Source organism: Thioalkalivibrio sp. AKL6 (genome assembly GCF_000376905.1).
GTDB classification, from domain to species: Bacteria; Pseudomonadota; Gammaproteobacteria; order Ectothiorhodospirales; family Ectothiorhodospiraceae; genus Thioalkalivibrio; species Thioalkalivibrio versutus.
Map to the genome: position 1 here is coordinate 291133 of NZ_AQXS01000010.1, position 17726 is coordinate 308858.

Here is a 17726-nt window from a genome sequence, read left to right on the forward strand (position 1 = left end):
AAAGCCGCGTGGATTCTGTTTTTGTTGCGTCGTCCGAAACCGCCGTTCCCCTGATCCCGGTAAGCCGCGAGTCGCTGCCGGTCCGCCTGGAGAGTGCGCCGGAGAGCTGGCGCAAATGGGTGGAAGCCTCCGGGTTCGAGGCGGAGCCGGGCGCAACCCTGCGCATCCCCGATGCCGAGGGCGGACTGGCGGCGGTGCTGGCCGGCTTCGATGCGGAAACTCCGATCTGGATGGTGGCCGCGGCGGCGGAGACCCTCGGGACCGGGGATTACCATCTGGAAACCGATCCCCTGAACCCCGAGATCCAGAACCTGGCGGCCATTGGTTGGGGGCTGGGGCGTTACCGCTTCGAGCGTTACCGCGAGCCGCTGGCGCGCTCGCCGCGGCTGGTGTGGCCGGAAGACGCGGATCAGGCGCGGGTGCTCGCGTTTGTGGAGTCCATCGGGCTGACCCGCGACCTGATCAACACCCCCGCCGCCGACATGATGCCGGCCAATCTGGTGTTGAAGGCACGGGAGCTGGCCGAGGAATTCGGCAGCAGCCTGCATCTGGTCAGCGACAGCGACAAGCTGGAGCAGGATTTCCCCTGTATCCACGCCGTGGGGGCTGCCAGCGACCATGGGGCCCGGGTGATCGAACTGACCTGGGGGGCGCCCGACGCGCCGTCGCTGGTGCTGGTGGGCAAGGGCGTGTGCTTCGATTCCGGTGGCCTGAACCTGAAGCCCGGCAATTCCATGCGCCAGATGAAGAAGGACATGGGCGGGGCGGCGATCGTGCTGGGGCTGGCGCGCCTGATTATGGCGCAGGCACTCCCGGTGCGGCTGACGGTGCTGATCGGGGCCGTGGAGAACGCCATCGGGGCCGGGGCCTTCCGCCCGGGCGATGTGCTGACCGCACGCAACGGCAAGCGGATCGAGATCGACAACACGGACGCCGAGGGGCGCCTGGTGCTGGCCGATCTGCTGGATCGTGCGGGGTCGTTCCATCCGGACCTGCTGGTGGACTTTGCGACGCTCACCGGGGCGGCGCGCGTCGCCGTGGGGACCGAGATCAGCGCCTGCTTCACCCAGGACGACGGCTGGGCGCGAGCACTGGTCGAGCCGGCGCGCGAATGGGATGACCCGGTCTGCCAGTTGCCGCTGCATACGCCTTATCGGTACATGCTGGACAGTGACGTGGCGGACATCGTGAACAGCACCACCGGGGGCCACGCCGGGGCGATTACGGCCGGTCTGTTTCTCAAGGAGTTTGTCCCGGAGGGCACGACCTGGATGCATTTCGACATCATGGCCTTCAACGACCGCGCGCGCCCGGGGCGGCCCAAGGGCGGCGAGGCGATGGGCCTGCGGGCCCTGTTTGCGGCGCTCGAATCGCGCTATCGGAAGCCGGGGTAAGGGGATACTCCCGTCCTGGACGCGGCGCGGCGGCATCAGATCAGTTTCAGGTCGCTGCGGGCACGAATGATCTTGCGCAGCGCGATCAGATAGGCGGCGGTGCGGTAGTCGAGCACCTCGCCATTGCTTTCCATCTCGCGGACCTCGTGCATCTCGCGGAAGGCCTCGCGCATGGCGTCGTCCAGGCCCGAGCGGACCAGGTCGATTTCCTCGGCCCCGCGCACCACGGCATCACGAATCCATTCGGGGACACTCTCGTTGGTCATCATCTCGATGGCACTGACGATGTGCTGGCCCTGGGCCTGATCGTAGCGCCGCTCCAGGCGCCCGAAGCGCATGTGCGACAGATTCCGCACCCACTCGAAGTAGGACACGATGACGCCGCCGGCATTGACATACACGTCCGGCAGGATCGGGACGCCGCGTTCGCGCAGGGCCTGGTCGGCCTCCCAGGTGCAGGGACCGTTGGCGGCCTCGGCGATTAGCCGCGCCTGGATTTGGTCGACGTTATCCCGATGGATGGCGCCTTCCAGGGCGGCCGGAATCAGGATGTCGCATTCGCGTTCCATGATGCGGTTGCCATCGCGCACGAACTCGACCCCCGCGAAACCCTCCATGGTGCCGCTGCGGCGCACGTAGTCGTGCAGGGCCTCGATATCGATCCCGTCCTCGGAATACACCCCGCCATCGCTCTTGATGACGCCGACAATCTTCGCGTGATCGTCCTCCTGCAGGAAGCGGGCGGCGTAGTAGCCCACGTTGCCGAAGCCCTGGATGATGATGCGCTGGTCACCCAGGCCGCCCTCGAACCCGGCCTCGCGGGCCGCCGAGCCTTCGCGGAAAAAGGCCTGCAACGCATACTGAACCCCCCGACCAGTGGCCTCCAGGCGCCCGACCATGCCGCCCAGCTCGACCGGCTTGCCGGTCACCGAAGCGGCATGGTCGAGGTCCTCCGGGTGGCGATCGCGATAGGTCTCCATGATCCAGGCCATCTCGCGCTGGGACGTCCCCACATCCGGCGCGGGGACGTTCTGGGCCGGGCTGATGTAGTCGCGTTGAATCAGTTCGTGGGCAAACCGTCGGGTAATGCGCTCCATCTCCCATTCGTTGTACTTCTGCGGGTCGATGCGCAGGCCGCCCTTGGACCCTCCGAAGGGGATATCCACGATGGCGCATTTGTAGGTCATCAGGGCCGCCAGGGCCTCGGCGTGGTCCTGGTCCATGGTCGGCGAGAACCGCAGGCCGCCCTTGGCCGGCAGGCGATGGGCGGAATGCACCGCGCGCCAGCCCTTGAACACCTCGATGCGGTCGCGAAAGCGGATCGGAAAGCTCACCTGAATGACCGAGTCGCAGGTCTTGACGGCCTCCCGGGCCCCCTCGGGAAGATCGAGGTAGCTCATGGCCCGGTCGACCATGTGTGAGACACTATCGCGAAAGGTTTCAGGCACTTCGCTTTCCGACATGATGGCAATCCTTTCTGATTTTTGGGCGCCGCCTGCGCGGCATGGAGATTCTGTGAATGGGTAACGCGGGCCACGCTCCCGACCCGCGGTTTTCGGTTGCGCCGATGATGGACTGGACGGACACCTGGTGTCGCCGGTTCCATCGGCTGCTGACCCGACGGGCATTGTTGTACACCGAGATGGTGCATGCCAACGCGGTCATCCATGGGGATCGCGACCGGCTGCTGGGGTTCTCCCCGGTGGAACATCCGATCGCGCTGCAGCTGGGCGGCTCCGATCCGGCCACGCTGGCGCAGGCCGCCCGTATCGCGGCGGATCGCGGTTACGACGAGATCAACCTTAACGTGGGTTGCCCCTCCGACCGTGTGCAGTCGGGCGCGTTCGGCGCATGCCTGATGGCACAACCGGGGCTGGTGGCCGAGTGCGTCGCAGCCATGCAGCAGTCCGTTGACGTCCCGGTCACCGTCAAGCACCGCATCGGCATTGACGACCAGGACTCGGAGGCTGATCTGCACGCCTTTGTCGAACGCGTGGCCACCGCCGGGTGCCGCCACTTCGTGGTGCACGCGCGCAAGGCCTGGCTCCAGGGCCTCAGTCCAAAGGACAATCGCGACGTTCCCCCGCTGGACTATCAACGCGTCTATCGGCTGAAGGCCGAGTTGCCCGACCTGACGATTGTCCTGAACGGCGGACTGGATGACGTCGGCGCCGCGCGCGCGCACCTGCAGCATGTGGACGGGGTCATGTTCGGTCGGCTGGCCTACCACCAGCCCTGGAGCCTGTCGGTGGTGGACCGCCTGTATTTCGGGGGCGGGGACGACCCGACGCGTGAAGAGGTTCTGGAGGGCATCTTGGGGATTGCAGAGGGGATGCGCCGTGATGGCGTGCCGCTGGCGCGTCTGACCCGGCATATCCTGGGTCTGTTCCACGGCGCGCCGGGCGCGCGCCAGTGGCGGCGGATCCTGACCGAAGGGGCCCACCACCCGGATGCCGGGCCGGCACTGATCGAGCGGGCCGCGCAGGCCTGTCTCCCCCGGGCAGCCTGAGAGCCCGGAGTCGTCCCGGCGTGACTATTCGCGCGGGTCGTCCGGTGCCAGCCAGCCAGCCTCGAGCCCATCCTCGAGGATCTGCCGGATCATGGGGATTGCCTCCTCCCATTCCGCGATGCTGAGCGTCTCCGCGCTACAGAAGGCTTCGAGAACGTCCGCCGCGACGGCTTGTGCGGGATAGTCTTTTCCGGCGATGCACAGGGTCGGGCCATCGGGGCCCTGGAACCACGCACGCCGGACGCCGGGGTGGATCGCAAAGCGATCGGCCGGGCCGGCGGTGGCCGCCAGTCCCGGATCCCCCGGGGCGAGCTCGACGTTGCCGGCGGGGCGGGTCAGGAAACGCCCCAGATAGGCGTCCAGATCGTGATCCTCCGCCGCCAGCAGGGCACGTAGGGCCTCGCGCAGCTCCTCGCGATCCGCGGTTGGGAGCTCGGCCGCGTGCGCGGACGGGTGCCGACCCGGATCCTCGAAGCGCGCCTGGTCGCCGATCACGTTGGCGCGCTCCTCGAGAAACCCGGTCAGGACATCGAGGATGGTCGGGGCGCGAAACCCCACCGACCAGGTCATGCACTGGTCGTCCAGCGACAGCCCGTAATGCGGCAGGTTGGGGGGCAGGTAGAGCAGGTCGCCGGGACCCAGCTCCCAGGTCTCGGTGGGATCGAATGCCCGCAGGATGGCCAGTGGCAGATCGTCGTGGCAATCCAGCGATCCCGGAGGGTCCTGGATCTGCCAGCGGCGCCGCCCCGCGGCCTGGAACAGGAAGACGTCGTACTGATCCACATGCGGCCCGACCGAACCGCCGGGTGGGGCGTAGGAGATCATCAGGTCGTCCCGGCGCCAGCGTGGGATGAAGTCAAAGCGCGACAGGAAATCCGGGCCACCGGGCCAGAAGCGCTCCACGTCAGTAACCAGCAGGGTCCAGTCGCGTTCAGGAAGCTCGCCCAGCCGCTCGGCTTCGAAGGGGCCGTATTCGACATCCCAGTCCTGGCGGTCGACATGCCCGCTGACGATCCGGCTGGCCGCGTCCGGATCGGTGGCCAGGCCGGCGAGGTCATCGGGCTCGATCGGATTGTCGAAACCCGCAATCGCGTCGCGCACCAGTAGCGGGCGCTGTTGCCAGTAGTCGCGCAGGAATTCGGCGGGCGTCAGGCCGCCGAGTAGCGCGAGCGGTTGGTTCGGGTCCGGGGCCCCCATGCCGCGCGCGGGATCAGAGTTCGCGCGCGAGTCGGTCGGCGATCCCGGTGTAACTGCCAGGCGTCAGATCGCGCAGGCGGGCACGGGCCTCTTCCGGGATCTCGAGGCCGTCGATGAACGCCGCCAGGCCCTCGGGGGTGATGCGCTGACCCCGGGTCAGTTCCTTGAGCTTCTCGTAGGGCGACTCGATGCCGTAGCGGCGCATCACGGTCTGCACGGCCTCGCCGAGGACCTCCCAGTTCTGGTCCAGGTCCTCTGCCAGGCGTCCCGGCTCGATCTCCAGCTTGCCGAGGCCGCGGCCGAACGCCTTGTAGGCGATCAGCGACCAGGCGAATGCCAGGCCGATGTTGCGCAGTACGGTGGAGTCGGTCAGGTCGCGCTGGAACCGCGAAACGGGCAGCTTGCTCGCCAAGTGGTCGAACAGGGCGTTGGCCAGACCCAGGTTGCCCTCGGCGTTCTCGAAGTCGATCGGATTGACCTTGTGCGGCATGGTCGAGGAGCCGACTTCGCCGGCGACCACCTTCTGCTTGAAATAGCCCAGCGAGATGTAGCCCCAGATGTCGCGCGACGCATCCAGAAGGATCGTGTTCGCGCGCATGAAGGCGTGGAACAACTCCGCCAGGAAGTCGTGCGGCTCGATTTGGGTCGTATGGGTGTTCGGTTCCAGGCCCAGACTCTCGATCATCCGGCGCGACAGGGACGGCCAGTCGACCTCGGGGTAGGCCACGGAATGGGCGTTGAAGTTGCCCACCGCGCCATTGATCTTGCCGAGGCAGGCCACCCCGGCGATCTCGGCGCGCTGCCGCTCCAGTCGCGCGACCACGTTGGCCAGTTCCTTGCCCATGGTGGTGGGGGAGGCGGGCTGGCCGTGGGTGCGCGCGAGCATGGGCTGTTCGGCGAAGCGGCCGGACAGTTCGCGCAGCGGTGCGAGCACGGCGTCCAGGGCCGGCAGCATCACCATGTCGCGCGCCTCGCGGACCATCACGCCATAGGCGAGGTTGTTGATGTCCTCGGAGGTGCAGGCAAAGTGCACGAACTCGATCTGGCTCTGCAGGTCGGAGCGATCCGCCATCTGCTCCTTGATGTAGTACTCGATCGCCTTCACGTCGTGGTTTGTGGTCGCCTCGATCTCCTTGACCCGGGCGCCCGCGGTCTCGTTGAAGCTGAAGGCGATCTCGTCGAGGAAGGCGCCGGCCGTATCGGTCAGCGCCGGGACCTCGGGGATCGCGGGCTCGGCGGCCAGGGCCTTGAGCCAGGCGATCTCCACCCGCACGCGGGCCTGCATCAGACCTTGTTCGGAGAAGTAGGGGGCCAGGTCGCGGGTATGCCGGGCATAGCGGCCATCGACGGGGCTGATCGCGGACAACGGGCTCAGGGACATGGGGATTCCGGGGTCGGGTTCGGGACAGGCGGCGCAGTATACTAAGGTGCTCAACTGCAATACAGCATCGCGCCACGCGCAAACCAGGAGGAAGGCATGTCGAAGCCCGCAATGCGTCAGGAACAGGACAGTCTCGGGACGGTGGAGGTCCCGGAGCAAGCCCTGTGGGGCGCCCAGACCCAGCGCGCTGTGGACAACTTCCACATCAGCGGGCGGCCGCTGCCGCAGGCCTTCATTCGAGCCCTGGCCCAGACGAAGGCCGCCTGCGCCGAGGCCAACCAGGGGCTCGACCAGCTCCCGGACGAGGTGGCCGCGGCGATCGTCGCGGCTGCCGAGAGCATCGTCAGCGGCGAGCATGCCGATGCCTTCCCGGTGGATGTCTATCAGACGGGTTCCGGGACCAGCAGCAACATGAACATGAACGAGGTGATCGCGCGGCTGGCCTCGAGTGATGCCTTGACAGTCCACCCGAACGATCACGTCAACCGTTCCCAAAGCTCCAATGACGTGATCCCCACCGCCCTGCATGTGGCTGCGTCCGTTCAGATGGAAAAGCAGCTGATGCCGGCCTTGCGTCATCTCATTGCGACCATCGCCCGGCGCGAGGGCGAACTGACCGCAATCGTGAAGACCGGACGCACCCATCTGATGGACGCGATGCCGGTGCGGATGAGTCAGGAGCTGTCCGGCTGGCGCCGGCAACTGGAACTGGACGTCGAACGCCTTCGCGACACGCGCGCGCGGGTCAACCGACTGGCGATTGGCGGCACGGCGGTGGGCACCGGCATCAATGCACCGGCCCAGTTCGGGGACCGGGTCACCCACCGCCTGGCGGAGCGCACCGGGATCGCCTTCGAGCGCGAGCCCAACGGCTTTGCGGGCCTGGCCAGCCAGGACACCGCTGTGGAGCTCTCCGGCCAGCTGCGCACCACGGCCACCAGCCTGATCAAGATCGCCAACGACCTGCGCTGGATGAATTCGGGCCCGCTGGCCGGACTGGGTGAGATCGCCCTGCCGGCCCTGCAACCGGGCAGTTCGATTATGCCGGGCAAGGTCAACCCGGTGATCCCCGAGGCGGTGATCATGGCCGCGCAGCAGGTCGTGGGCCTGGACGCCGCGGTCGCCGCCGCGGGACAGGGGGGCAATTTCCAGCTCAACGTCGGCCTGCCGCTGATCGCCGACAATCTGCTCAACCAGATGGGTCTGCTGGCGCGCGCGTCCGAACACCTTGCCGATCGGGCCATCGCCGGCTTTACGGTGAACGAGGACGTGTTGCGCGCGGCCCTGGACCGCAACCCGATCCTGGTGACGGCGCTGAACGCGGAGATCGGCTACGAGGCCGGCGCCCGGATTGCCAAGGAGGCGTACGCCAGTGGCCGGCCGATCGTTGATGTCGCGGCGGAACATACGGACATCCCGCGTGAACGCCTGCAGGCCTTGCTGAACCCGGCGACCCTGACCGAGCCCCAGACGGACTAGTCCGAGGCCGCCCGGGCCCATGCATCGGGGGTGACGAACGGGGTCAGGCGGTCGCGGCTGGGAGCTGGATCCGGTCGCGGAGCAGACCCCGAAGCGCATCGAACGCCACCGGGTGCGAGAAATAGAAGCCCTGGGCCGTATGGCAATCCAGCTGTTGCAGGATCTCCGCCTGGCGTTCGGTCTCCACGCCCTCCGCAATCACGTCCAGCCCCAGGGTATGGGCCATCAGGATGATCGCGCGGACGATCTGCGAATGTTCCTCGCCCTGGTCGAGATCCTTCACGAAGGAGCGGTCGATCTTCAGGGTGTCGGCCGGTATCTGCTTGAGCTGCACGAGGGACGCATGACCGGTTCCGAAATCGTCGACCGCCAGGGACATGCCGGCGTGACGCAGTCGCTGGAAGACCCGCGCCGCCCCTTGGGGATCGTCCATGATCGCGGTCTCGGTGAGCTCCAGCTCGATACAGCGGGGCGGAATGCCAGTCTCGCGGATAATGCGGTGGAAGGTCCCCGCAAGATCCGGCTGGCGCAGTTGGCGCGCGGAGACATTGATTGCGATACGCGGCAGTTCGTCTTCGGCCAGGCGCAGGGACTGCAGGTCCCGACAGACCTGGCGCAACACCCATTCCCCGATCTCCTCGATCAGGGTCATGTCCTCGGCCAGTTCGATGAAGTGGCTGGGGGGCAGCAGACCCAGCGTTGGGTGCTGCCAGCGAATCAACGCCTCCGCGCCGATGATTCGGCCGCTGTCCAGGTCGATCTTGGGCTGGTAATGCAGTCTTAGCTGATCATTGGCAATTGCCTGCCCCAGTTCGTTTTCCAGCTCAAAGTGGCGGAAGGTGCGGGCGTTGAGGTCCTGAGTGTAGAACCGGAACCCGTTGCGACCGCGCTGCTTGGCCTCGTACATCGCCGCATCGGCATTGCCGAGCAGGGTGTCCGCATCCTCGCCGTCATAGGGGTAGACGGCAATCCCGCAGGAGACACTGCTGACCACGGGCTGATCGAAGATCTGCCGCTCGGTCGCCGTTTTGCGCACGACATCGGTGACCAGCCGGACAACGCCCTCCAGGCCATGGGTGTCCTCGACGAGGATGCCGAACTCGTCGCCGCCAAGACGCGACAGGGTGGTTCGCAGGTGGCGTCCCGAGCGTTCTCGGGCATGGTCCAGCAGAGCGGACAGGTCCTGGGCGACCTTGCGGATCAGCTCGTCGCCGGCGCGGTGACCCAGCGAATCGTTGGTGCGCTTGAAGTTGTCCAGATCCAGCAGGATCAAGGCCACATGACCCGCCGCAGCACCCGCGTGGCGCTCCATCGCCTGCGACAGCCGGTCGCTGAACAGCATGCGGTTGGGCAGGTTGGTCAGCGAGTCGTGGGACATGTGGTGCAGCAGCTCGCGTGACTGGCGCTCGGTGATGCGCTGCAGTGCCTTCTGGCGCCGGTCCATCATCTGAAACAGGTCGGCACTCTCCAGGGCATAGGCGGTGTTGAACAGCACCATGGTCAGTGTCGACAGGATCATCTCGTAGCGTTGCAGCTCCGCCTGCCGGAAGCGGGCGACGAACATCCCGCGAATCCGGGTGCGCGTCGAGATCACGTGCAGCATCACACTCTCGCCCTCGACCGGGGAGGGCAGACAGACCGGATGGTTCTGGTGCAGCGCCCAGGAGAACTGGCCGTCCTGGATCAGTTGCTCGACAGTCTCCGACAGGTCCGGCGCCAGTTCCCCGGGGCGTTCCTGATAGTCCAGGTTGAACGAGCAGTCGTTGTCCAGGACGTACACCGCCATGTCCTGCGTCGGCAGCAGGCGCCGGATGGACTCGACGGTGTTCTGGATGATCAGTTCGGGACTGCGGTTACGGTCAGTGTCGCCGAAGATCGCCGTGGTCGAGGCGAGCACATCCATCGCGTAGGCGTTGGCCTCCAGCGCTTCCTCGAGGAAACGGATGCGCTCATGGAGGGCATTGACCTCCTCGGGCGTGCGGTACGATGGGCTCATGCAACAGCGTCCTTTGCTTGCATACAGGCTCAGTCGAGGAGGATCGTCTGCATCTGATCCAGATGCTTGCGGGCGTGGCCGATGATGTCCTCGTAGACCGCCATCTCCAGGCCAATGCGGTCGAAGATCTCCGGGGCAACCGGGGGCACGAAACGTTCCCCGGAGGATCCCAGGCGCAAGGAGTTGGCGATGCTGTCGGCGACGTGCACGATGGCCGTCTCCACGGGAAACGCGCGGGCCTCTTCCGGGGCATGGTGGTAGCGCGTGGCTTCCACCTGGGCCGGGGCCATGCCCCATTCCTCCAGCAGGGCGGACCCGATGGCGGCGTGGTCAAAACCCAGCAGCTCGCGTTCTGCCTCGTACAACAGGCACTGCTCGCGCTCGCGGATGTTGATCAGCTCCTCGGTGCGGCTGCCCAGCCGGAGAAACAGCAGCAGCCGCCCGAGGTCGTGCATGATCCCGTAGAGGTACAGACGTTCGATGTTCGCTTCGCGCCGAAAGCGGGCGATCGAGCGGCTGAGCACGCCGACTGCAATGCTGTGGCGCCAGAACGATTCCATGTCGACGCCGATGACCGGCAGGCCGCGGAAGTGCTCGATCACGATGGTCGACAGCACGATCTGCCGCATCTGTTGCAGGCCGATGATGGAGACTGCCCGGTGCAGGGTATCGATCGGTTCGGGGAAACCGTACAGCGAAGAGTTCGCCATGCGCAGCGTCTTCGCCGCAATGGCCGGGTCCAGTTCCACCGCCTCGGTAATCCCGGCCACGTTCGCGGTCGGGTCGCTAAGGCGCGAGAAGATCGTGTTGTAACTCCCGGAAAAGCTGCACAACGAGTCATCCTGCTCGAGAAACTCGGCAACGGTCATCATGCGCTCCGGGCCTTGTGGCCGCGGCGCATGAGCTCGTCGAGCAGCTGGGTACGCGCGATGGAGTAGATGCCGTCCATGGGATAGCCGGTCAAGTCACAGTGACGGAAGCGCTCGGCCAGGATGGCATCGGCCTGTTCCTCCATCTCCGGCGTGGGCCGGGCATCAGCGGCCAGGTCCGGGAACTCGTCGTCCCGGGAATCGTTGGCTGCGGCATGTTCGTCCTCGACGATCTCGACCGTGCTGATGCCCCAGGACAGGAGCACGCGGATCTGCTTGTCCTGGAGCACCATGCCGGCGGGGATCAGGAGACGGCCGGAACGGTCATGCACGGCTGTTGCCAGCGTCTGACCGGACTGAATCACCTCCGTGGATACCCGCCGTCCCATGGCCAAACCTTATGCGGAAGCCGCGAGCTGGCGCAACACGTAGGGCAGGATGCCGCCGTGGCGGAAGTAATCCACCTCCTGCGGGGTATCCAGGCGCACACGCACGGCAAAGGTCTTGCGTTGGCCATCATCGGCCACGGCCGTGACCGTGGCCTCGCGCGACTCGCCGTTCTCCACGCCGGTAATGCTGTAGGTCTCGCGCCCGGTCAGTTCGTGGCTGGCCGCGTTCTCGCCGGGCAGGAACTGCAGCGGCAGTACACCCATCCCCACCAGGTTGGAGCGGTGGATACGCTCGAAGGTCTCGACGATGACCGCCTTGACGCCCAGCAGCAGGGTGCCCTTGGCGGCCCAGTCGCGCGAAGAGCCGGTGCCATATTCCTGTCCGGCGATGACGATCAGCGGGGTGTCCTCTGCCTGGTACTGCATCGCCGCGTCGTAGATCGACATCTGCTCGCCATCCGGCAGGTGCTGAGTCACGCCCCCCTGGGTCCCGGGCGCCAGCAGATTGCGCAGGCGCACGTTGGCGAAGGTCCCGCGCATCATCACTTCATGGTTCCCGCGACGAGAGCCATAGGAGTTGAAGTCGGCCGGCTTCACGCCCTGGGACTCCAGGTAGCGACCGGCCGGGCTGTCCTTGGCGATGGAGCCGGCCGGGGAGATGTGGTCGGTGGTGACCGAGTCGCCCAGCAGCGCGAGGACGCGCGCGCCCTGGACATCGGTCCAGGGCGTAGGCGTCATGCTCATGCCCTCGAAGTAGGGCGGGTTGCGCACGTAGGTGGAATCCTCCTGCCAGTCGAAGCGCTGACCCTGCGGGGCCTCCAGGTTGCGCCAGCGTTCCTCGCCGGAATAGAGGTCACCATACGCGCTGGTAAAGCTGCTGGCGCCGACGTGGCTGGCTACCGCCTCGCGCACTTCTTGCGTGGTCGGCCAGATATCCTTCAGGTAGACCGGCTCGCCCTGTTCATTCTCCCCGATCGGGTCGCTGTACAGGTCGATATTGCTGCGCCCGGCCAGGGCGTAGGCGACCACCAATGGCGGCGAGGCCAGGAAATTCATCTGCACCTCGGAGTGGATCCGCCCCTCGAAGTTGCGGTTGCCGGAGAGCACCGAACTGACGATCAGGTCGTCCTTGATGATGGCCTCGGAGATGGGCTCCGGCAGCGGGCCGGAGTTACCGATGCAGGTGGTGCAGCCATAGCCCACCACGTGGAAACCGAGGGCTTCCAGATCGGTCAACAGCCCGGACTTCTCCAGGTAATCGGTTACCACGCGGGAGCCGGGGGCCAGCGAGGTCTTGACCCAGGGCTTCACTTGCAGCCCGGCCTCGCGCGCCTTGCGCGCCACGAGGCCGGCACCCAGCATCACCGAGGGGTTGGAGGTGTTGGTGCAGGAGGTGATCGCCGCGATCACGATGTCGCCGTGATCCAGGGTGAAGGTCTCGCCGTCCATCTCGATGGCGGTGTGGTGGGGCTCCTCCGCCTGATGCTCCACGCCGACCGCGGTGTGCCCGCCCTCGGCCGCGAAGCGCTCGGCGTCGTCCGGTTCGTCGGCGCCGCTGGCGCGCTCCTTCAGCATGGTGTCGAGGTGACGGCTGATGGTCGCGCCGGCCTGGCTCAGCGGGATGCGGTCCTGTGGGCGCTTGGGCCCGGCCAGGCTCGGCTCCACAGTGGACAGATCCAGTTCGAACATGTCGCTGTAGCGGGCGATCGGGGCGTTGTCGTTGCGCCACAGGCCCTGGGCCTTCGCGTAGGCCTCGATGAACTCGATGTGCTGGGCGTCGCGCCCGGTCAGGCGCAGGTAGGTCAGGGTCTCGTCATCGATCGGGAAGATGCCGCAGGTGGCGCCATATTCCGGCGCCATGTTGGCGATGGTGGCGCGATCGGCCAGCGGCAGATCGGCCAGGCCGTCGCCGAAGAACTCGACGAACTTGCCGACCACGCCTTTCTTGCGCAGCGTCTCGACGATCACCAGCACCAGGTCGGTCGCGGTCGCGCCCTCGGCCAGCTTGCCGGTCAGGCGGAAGCCCACGACCTGCGGGATCAGCATGGAGATCGGCTGGCCGAGCATCGCGGCCTCGGCCTCGATGCCACCCACGCCCCAGCCGAGCACGCCCAGGCCGTTGATCATGGTGGTGTGGGAATCGGTCCCGACCAGGGTGTCCGGGTAGGCCATGCAGCCCCCCTCGGCCTGGTCATCCACGAACACCGTGCGCGCCAGGTACTCCAGGTTTACCTGGTGGACGATGCCGGTATCCGGCGGCACCACCTTGAAGGTGTCGAACGCCTGCTGGCCCCACTTGAGGAAGCTGTAGCGCTCGCGGTTACGCGAGTATTCGAGCTCCGCGTTCAGGTTCATCGCGTTGGCGTTGCCGTGGGCGTCCACCTGCACGGAGTGGTCGATGACCAGCTCGGCCGGCTGCAGCGGGGTGATCTTCTTCGGATCGCCGCCCAGGGCCTCCATTGCATCGCGCATCGCGGCGAGGTCGACGACCGCCGGCACGCCGGTGAAGTCCTGCAGCAGCACGCGCGCCGGACGGAACGCGATCTCCTGGGTCGGTTCGGCCTTCGGATCCCAGTCCAGCAAGGCCTCGATGTCGGCGCGGCGCACCGTGCGCTCGTCCTCGAAGCGCAGCAGGTTTTCCAGCAGCACCTTCAGCGCAAACGGCAGGTCGGTCGCCCGGGCGTCGTCGGTGATCGGCACGTAGCGGCATTCGCGGCCGCCAGCGGTGAGGGTCCGGGTGTTCTTGGGGTCAGCGTGGCTCATGTGCGTCTTCCGCGTTCAGGTATTGAGTCGATTGAGGATGGCATGCGCTTCGCGAATCAGCCGCTTGCGGCCGAAAAGCAATTTCCAGCGCGATCCACCGGCCTGGCGCCAGAGGACCGCCGCGCGGATCCCGGCCAGCAGCAACGCACGGATGCGCGCGGCGGTGTCGGGATTGGAGAGGTTGTTCTGCTCGCCCTGCACGATGATGCGCGGGCCGAGTTCGGAGATGGTCTCCTTGTAGATCTCGGCCAGCCGGGCAATCACGCTTTCGTGGGTGATGTGGAAGTAGTCGATCTGGCGCTGGGCGCCCTGCAGGCCGTCGGTCAGCTTCTGCAGCATGTCGTCACGCTTTTGCAGCTTGCGCTCGAGGAAGATCAGCCCGATGGCGTAACGGGTGATCTCCATGTCCGGCGGCTTGCTGCCGTTTTGCAGTTGGCTCTCGATACGCTCCAGACCACTGCGCAGGCTGACCGCCTCGCGATAGACCGCTTCCGGGGTGTCCGCGTCGAAGGCGAACAGGCTCCCGACCAGGACCTCGAATTCGTAGTCGTCGCAGCTCCCGCGCCAGGCCAGATCCTTGACCAGGCTCGCGCACTGGAAGAGGGCGGCCAGCGCCAGGGTGCGGTTGTGATCGGAGCGGTCCAAACCAGTCGGTTCCTTGGGTGGGTCGGAGTCGGGTCGCCGGGCAGCGGCCACTATACCGGAAGTGGCCTGGCAGACTCACGGCGCATTCGTGGTTCGTGTGGCGATCACCGCCCCACCCAGACAGACATCGCCACGGTAGAAGGCGATGGACTGCCCCGGCGTCGCCGCGCGTTGGGGTGTGTCGAAGACCACGGTGGCGCCGGCCGTGTCCAGCGCCTGCACCCGGCATTCCTGCAAGGGCTGGCGATGGCGTAACCGGGCCTGCAGCGGCTCACCGGGGACCGGTACATCGTGGATCCAGTGCACCAACTCGGTGGTCAGCGACGGGCTCATCAATAGCGGGTGCTGGGGATCCTGGGCGACCACCAGGGTGTTGCTGTCCAGGTCCTTGTCGACGACATACCACGGGGCTTCGGCAAAGCCGTCGACCCCGCCGATCCCCAGGCCCTGGCGCTGACCGAGGGTGTAGAACATCAGACCCTGGTGGCGACCGACCACCTGGCCTTCCGGGGTGCGCATCGCTCCCTCGGGCGCTTTCAGGTACTGGGCGAGGAAGTCACGGAAGCGTCGCTCGCCAATGAAGCAGATCCCGGTGGAATCCTTGCGCGCATGGTTCGGCAGACCCAGTTCCCGGGCGCGTTCGCGGACCTGATGCTTGGGAATGTCTCCGAGCGGGAACAGGGCGGGGCGCAGTTGCTCCTGGGTCAGGGTATGCAGGAAGTAGGTCTGGTCCTTGTTGGCATCGGCCGCCTGGCACAGCTCACTGTAGTGCGCGTGATGGCGCACCCGGGCGTAGTGACCGGTGGCAATCCAGCGCGCCCCGAGATCCCGGGCATGATCGAGGAACGAGCGGAACTTGATCTCGCGGTTGCAGAGGATGTCGGGGTTCGGGGTGCGCCCGGCCTCGTACTCATGCAGGAATTGCGCGAAAACGCGCTGGCGGTAGTCCTCGGCAAAGTTCGCCTTGTGCAGCGGGATTTCCAGGCAGTCCGCCACCTCACGGGCCATGGCATAGTCGGCCTCGGCGGCGCAGTACTCGGCGTCGTCGTCATCTTCCCAGTTCTTCATGAACAGGCCTTCGACGCGATAGCCGGCCTCCAGCAGGCGGCTCGCCGCGACAGCGGAATCGACCCCACCGGACAATCCAACGATGACGCGCTCGCCGCGCATCATGCGCCCGGCGCCCGAACCAGATCGCCCACCGCCGCGAGCGGCAGCCGCAAGCCGTCCTGATACCGGCGGATGCTGCGCATCACCAGCAGACTGCGCAACGGCCATTCACCCTCGGCCTGTTCGGGCGCCAGCCAGTGCAGGGCATGAATCGCCGGGTCGCGGGGGGCTGGGGATTGAACCGGTGTCACCGGGCCGCAGAAGGCCACGCGCAGGATCACGGCGCCGCTGGCCACTTGCAGCAAGTCGCAGCCGAGGACCGCCTCGGGCACGAATTCCAGGCAGGTTTCCTCGCGGACCTCGCGGATCACGGCCGCGATCAGGTCCTCGCCGGCATCCAGGTGGCCTGCGGGCTGGTTCAGCACCCGGCGGCCGGCGTCGGTCTCCTCGACGAACAGGAAACGGCCCTCGCGCTCGATTACGGCGGCCACGGTGATATGACAGGGGAGGCGATCGGTCATGCCACGGATGATAACGCAGGCTGCCGGTCGGGCTGCCATAGGGGAACGCGCAATCGCGCACTGGTTCGGTCACCGGAAAACCCGGTCCGGCATGTATAATCAGGTCATACGTGATTAACGATTCATCTACGAGATCCGCACAAGGAGTTGGCATGGCCTATCAGCACATTCAGGTCCCGGAGAAGGGCGAACGCATCACTGTCGACGGCCAGGGGAAGCTGCAGGTGCCGGATCATCCGGTGATCCCCTACATCGAAGGTGACGGGATCGGTGTGGACATCACCCCGGTGATGCGCCGGGTGACCGATGCGGCGGTGGAAAAGGCCTACGGCGGCAAGAAGGCCATCGAGTGGATGGAGGTTTACGCCGGCGAGAAGGCGACGCAGGTCTACGATGACGACTCCGGGCTGCCTGACGAGACCCTGGAGGCGGTGAAGGACTATCGCGTGTCGATCAAGGGTCCGCTGACCACCCCGGTGGGTGGCGGCTTCCGCTCCCTGAATGTGGCCCTGCGTCAGAAACTGGATCTGTATGTCTGTCTGCGCCCGGTGCGCTATTACGATGGCACCCCGAGCCCGTTGAAGGAGCCGGAGAAGACCGACATGGTGATCTTTCGCGAGAACTCCGAGGACATCTACGCCGGGATCGAGTTCGAGTCGGGGACCCCGGAGGTCAAGAAGGTCATCGACTTCCTGCAGGACGAGATGGGTGTCACCCAGATCCGCTTCCCGGAGACCGCCGGGATCGGTGTGAAGCCGGTCTCCAGCGAAGGCACCAAGCGCCTGGTGCGCAAGGCCATCGAATATGCGATCGATAACGATCGCCCGTCGGTGACCCTGGTGCACAAGGGCAACATCATGAAATTCACCGAAGGCTCCTTCAAGGCCTGGGGCTACGAGCTGGCACGCGAGGAATTCGGCGCGAAGGATCTGGACGGCGGTCCGTGGCAGACCTTCAAGAACCCGAAGACCGGGCGTGACATCGTGATCAAGGATGTGATCGCCGACGCCTTCCTGCAGCAGATCCTGCTGCGCCCGGAGGACTACTCGGTCATCGCGACCCTGAACCTGAACGGCGACTACATCTCCGATGCCCTCGCGGCCCAGGTGGGTGGTATCGGCATCGCGCCGGGGGCGAACCTGTCCGACAGCACGGCGATGTTCGAGGCCACGCACGGCACGGCGCCCAAGTATGCCGGTCAGGACAAGGTGAACCCGGGGTCGCTGATCCTGTCTGCCGAGATGATGCTGCGGCACCTGGGCTGGTCGGAAGCGGCCGACCTGGTGGTCAAGGGGATGGGTGGAGCGATCAGTGCCGGCGAGGTCACCTACGACTTTGCGCGGCAGATGGATGGTGTCGAGCCGATCGACTGCTCGGCCTTCGGCGAGGCGATGATCAAGCACATGTGAGGGTCGGGTGGTCGGAGTGTCCGTAAGGGCACTTGGCCTGAACCCGGAACCAATCGAGGATGAC

14 protein-coding genes are annotated in these 17726 nt (G+C 66.3%); 4 read left to right on the forward strand and 10 right to left on the reverse strand.

Annotated elements, in window-relative coordinates:
* The first annotated feature begins 8 nt into the window (after positions 1-8).
* Positions 9-1394 carry a M17 family metallopeptidase gene (locus tag D575_RS0109365; protein ID WP_018145658.1) on the forward strand — a complete coding sequence of 462 codons (1386 nt, stop codon included), beginning with the start codon at positions 9-11 and terminating at the stop codon, positions 1392-1394.
* Between the two features lie 35 nt (positions 1395-1429).
* On the opposite strand, the gene D575_RS0109370 is transcribed toward D575_RS0109365, so the two are convergent.
* A complete protein-coding gene (locus D575_RS0109370) occupies positions 1430-2857 on the reverse strand; it encodes a Glu/Leu/Phe/Val dehydrogenase (RefSeq protein ID WP_018145659.1) in 1428 nt (475 codons plus the stop codon).
* A 56-nt stretch (positions 2858-2913) separates the two neighbouring features.
* Here D575_RS0109370 and dusA point away from each other — a divergent pair, with 56 nt between their 5' ends.
* Entirely contained in the window at positions 2914-3903 is a 990-nt protein-coding gene (dusA, locus tag D575_RS0109375) for a tRNA dihydrouridine(20/20a) synthase DusA (RefSeq protein WP_018145660.1), read from the forward strand.
* A 24-nt stretch (positions 3904-3927) separates the two neighbouring features.
* On the opposite strand, the gene D575_RS0109380 is transcribed toward dusA, so the two are convergent.
* Positions 3928-5100 carry a cupin domain-containing protein gene (locus D575_RS0109380; protein ID WP_018145661.1) on the reverse strand — a complete coding sequence of 391 codons (1173 nt, stop codon included), beginning with the start codon at positions 5098-5100 and terminating at the stop codon, positions 3928-3930.
* A 13-nt stretch (positions 5101-5113) separates the two neighbouring features.
* Complete coding sequence (purB, locus tag D575_RS0109385; protein ID WP_018145662.1) at positions 5114-6481, reverse strand: adenylosuccinate lyase; 1368 nt, start codon at positions 6479-6481, stop codon at positions 5114-5116.
* A 96-nt stretch (positions 6482-6577) separates the two neighbouring features.
* Between purB and D575_RS0109390 the strand changes: the two genes are divergently transcribed.
* Positions 6578-7960 (forward strand): lyase family protein, encoded by a 1383-nt coding sequence (locus D575_RS0109390; protein ID WP_018145663.1) that lies wholly within the window; start codon positions 6578-6580, stop codon positions 7958-7960.
* A 43-nt stretch (positions 7961-8003) separates the two neighbouring features.
* Here D575_RS0109390 and D575_RS0109395 read toward each other — a convergent pair whose 3' ends face one another.
* The 7 genes from D575_RS0109395 to D575_RS0109425 all read right to left on the reverse strand — a co-directional run bounded on the left by D575_RS0109395 (position 8004) and on the right by D575_RS0109425 (position 16253).
* Positions 8004-9956 (reverse strand): bifunctional diguanylate cyclase/phosphodiesterase, encoded by a 1953-nt coding sequence (locus D575_RS0109395; RefSeq protein WP_018145664.1) that lies wholly within the window; start codon positions 9954-9956, stop codon positions 8004-8006.
* A 29-nt stretch (positions 9957-9985) separates the two neighbouring features.
* Complete coding sequence (locus tag D575_RS0109400) at positions 9986-10825, reverse strand: HDOD domain-containing protein (RefSeq protein ID WP_018145665.1); 840 nt, start codon at positions 10823-10825, stop codon at positions 9986-9988.
* Complete coding sequence (locus D575_RS0109405) at positions 10825-11157, reverse strand: hypothetical protein (RefSeq protein ID WP_018145666.1); 333 nt, start codon at positions 11155-11157, stop codon at positions 10825-10827. Before D575_RS0109405 ends, D575_RS0109400 begins: the two co-directional genes overlap by 1 nt.
* Before the next feature lie 66 nt (positions 11158-11223).
* The gene (gene acnA / locus D575_RS0109410; protein WP_018145667.1) at positions 11224-13977 is read right to left on the reverse strand and encodes an aconitate hydratase AcnA; all 2754 of its coding nucleotides are present in this window, start codon (positions 13975-13977) and stop codon (positions 11224-11226) included.
* Between the two features lie 15 nt (positions 13978-13992).
* On the reverse strand, positions 13993-14622 hold the full coding sequence (gene hflD, locus D575_RS0109415) for a high frequency lysogenization protein HflD (protein WP_018145668.1): 630 nt from the start codon (positions 14620-14622) through the stop codon (positions 13993-13995).
* A 75-nt stretch (positions 14623-14697) separates the two neighbouring features.
* A complete protein-coding gene (gene mnmA / locus D575_RS0109420) occupies positions 14698-15795 on the reverse strand; it encodes a tRNA 2-thiouridine(34) synthase MnmA (RefSeq protein WP_018145669.1) in 1098 nt (365 codons plus the stop codon).
* Positions 15792-16253 carry an NUDIX domain-containing protein gene (locus D575_RS0109425; protein ID WP_018145670.1) on the reverse strand — a complete coding sequence of 154 codons (462 nt, stop codon included), beginning with the start codon at positions 16251-16253 and terminating at the stop codon, positions 15792-15794. Before D575_RS0109425 ends, mnmA begins: the two co-directional genes overlap by 4 nt.
* 152 nt (positions 16254-16405) lie before the next feature.
* Here D575_RS0109425 and icd point away from each other — a divergent pair, with 152 nt between their 5' ends.
* Positions 16406-17662: an NADP-dependent isocitrate dehydrogenase gene (icd, locus tag D575_RS0109430; RefSeq protein ID WP_018145671.1), complete on the forward strand. Its 1257-nt coding sequence runs from the start codon at positions 16406-16408 to the stop codon at positions 17660-17662.
* Positions 17663-17726 lie beyond the last annotated feature (64 nt).

Excerpts from the sequence above, each read along its gene's own strand:
- D575_RS0109370 (WP_018145659.1), bottom strand. The coding sequence starts at position 2,857 with ATGTCGGAAAGCGAAGTGCCTGAAACCTTTCGCGATAGTGTCTCACAC.
- dusA (WP_018145660.1), top strand. The coding sequence starts at position 2,914 with ATGGGTAACGCGGGCCACGCTCCCGACCCGCGGTTTTCGGTTGCGCCG.
- D575_RS0109380 (WP_018145661.1), bottom strand. The coding sequence starts at position 5,100 with ATGGGGGCCCCGGACCCGAACCAACCGCTCGCGCTACTCGGCGGCCTG.
- purB (WP_018145662.1), bottom strand. The coding sequence starts at position 6,481 with ATGTCCCTGAGCCCGTTGTCCGCGATCAGCCCCGTCGATGGCCGCTAT.
- D575_RS0109390 (WP_018145663.1), top strand. The coding sequence starts at position 6,578 with ATGTCGAAGCCCGCAATGCGTCAGGAACAGGACAGTCTCGGGACGGTG.
- D575_RS0109395 (WP_018145664.1), bottom strand. The coding sequence starts at position 9,956 with ATGAGCCCATCGTACCGCACGCCCGAGGAGGTCAATGCCCTCCATGAG.
- D575_RS0109400 (WP_018145665.1), bottom strand. The coding sequence starts at position 10,825 with ATGACCGTTGCCGAGTTTCTCGAGCAGGATGACTCGTTGTGCAGCTTT.
- acnA (WP_018145667.1), bottom strand. The coding sequence starts at position 13,977 with ATGAGCCACGCTGACCCCAAGAACACCCGGACCCTCACCGCTGGCGGC.
- mnmA (WP_018145669.1), bottom strand. The coding sequence starts at position 15,795 with ATGATGCGCGGCGAGCGCGTCATCGTTGGATTGTCCGGTGGGGTCGAT.
- D575_RS0109425 (WP_018145670.1), bottom strand. The coding sequence starts at position 16,253 with ATGACCGATCGCCTCCCCTGTCATATCACCGTGGCCGCCGTAATCGAG.
- icd (WP_018145671.1), top strand. The coding sequence starts at position 16,406 with ATGGCCTATCAGCACATTCAGGTCCCGGAGAAGGGCGAACGCATCACT.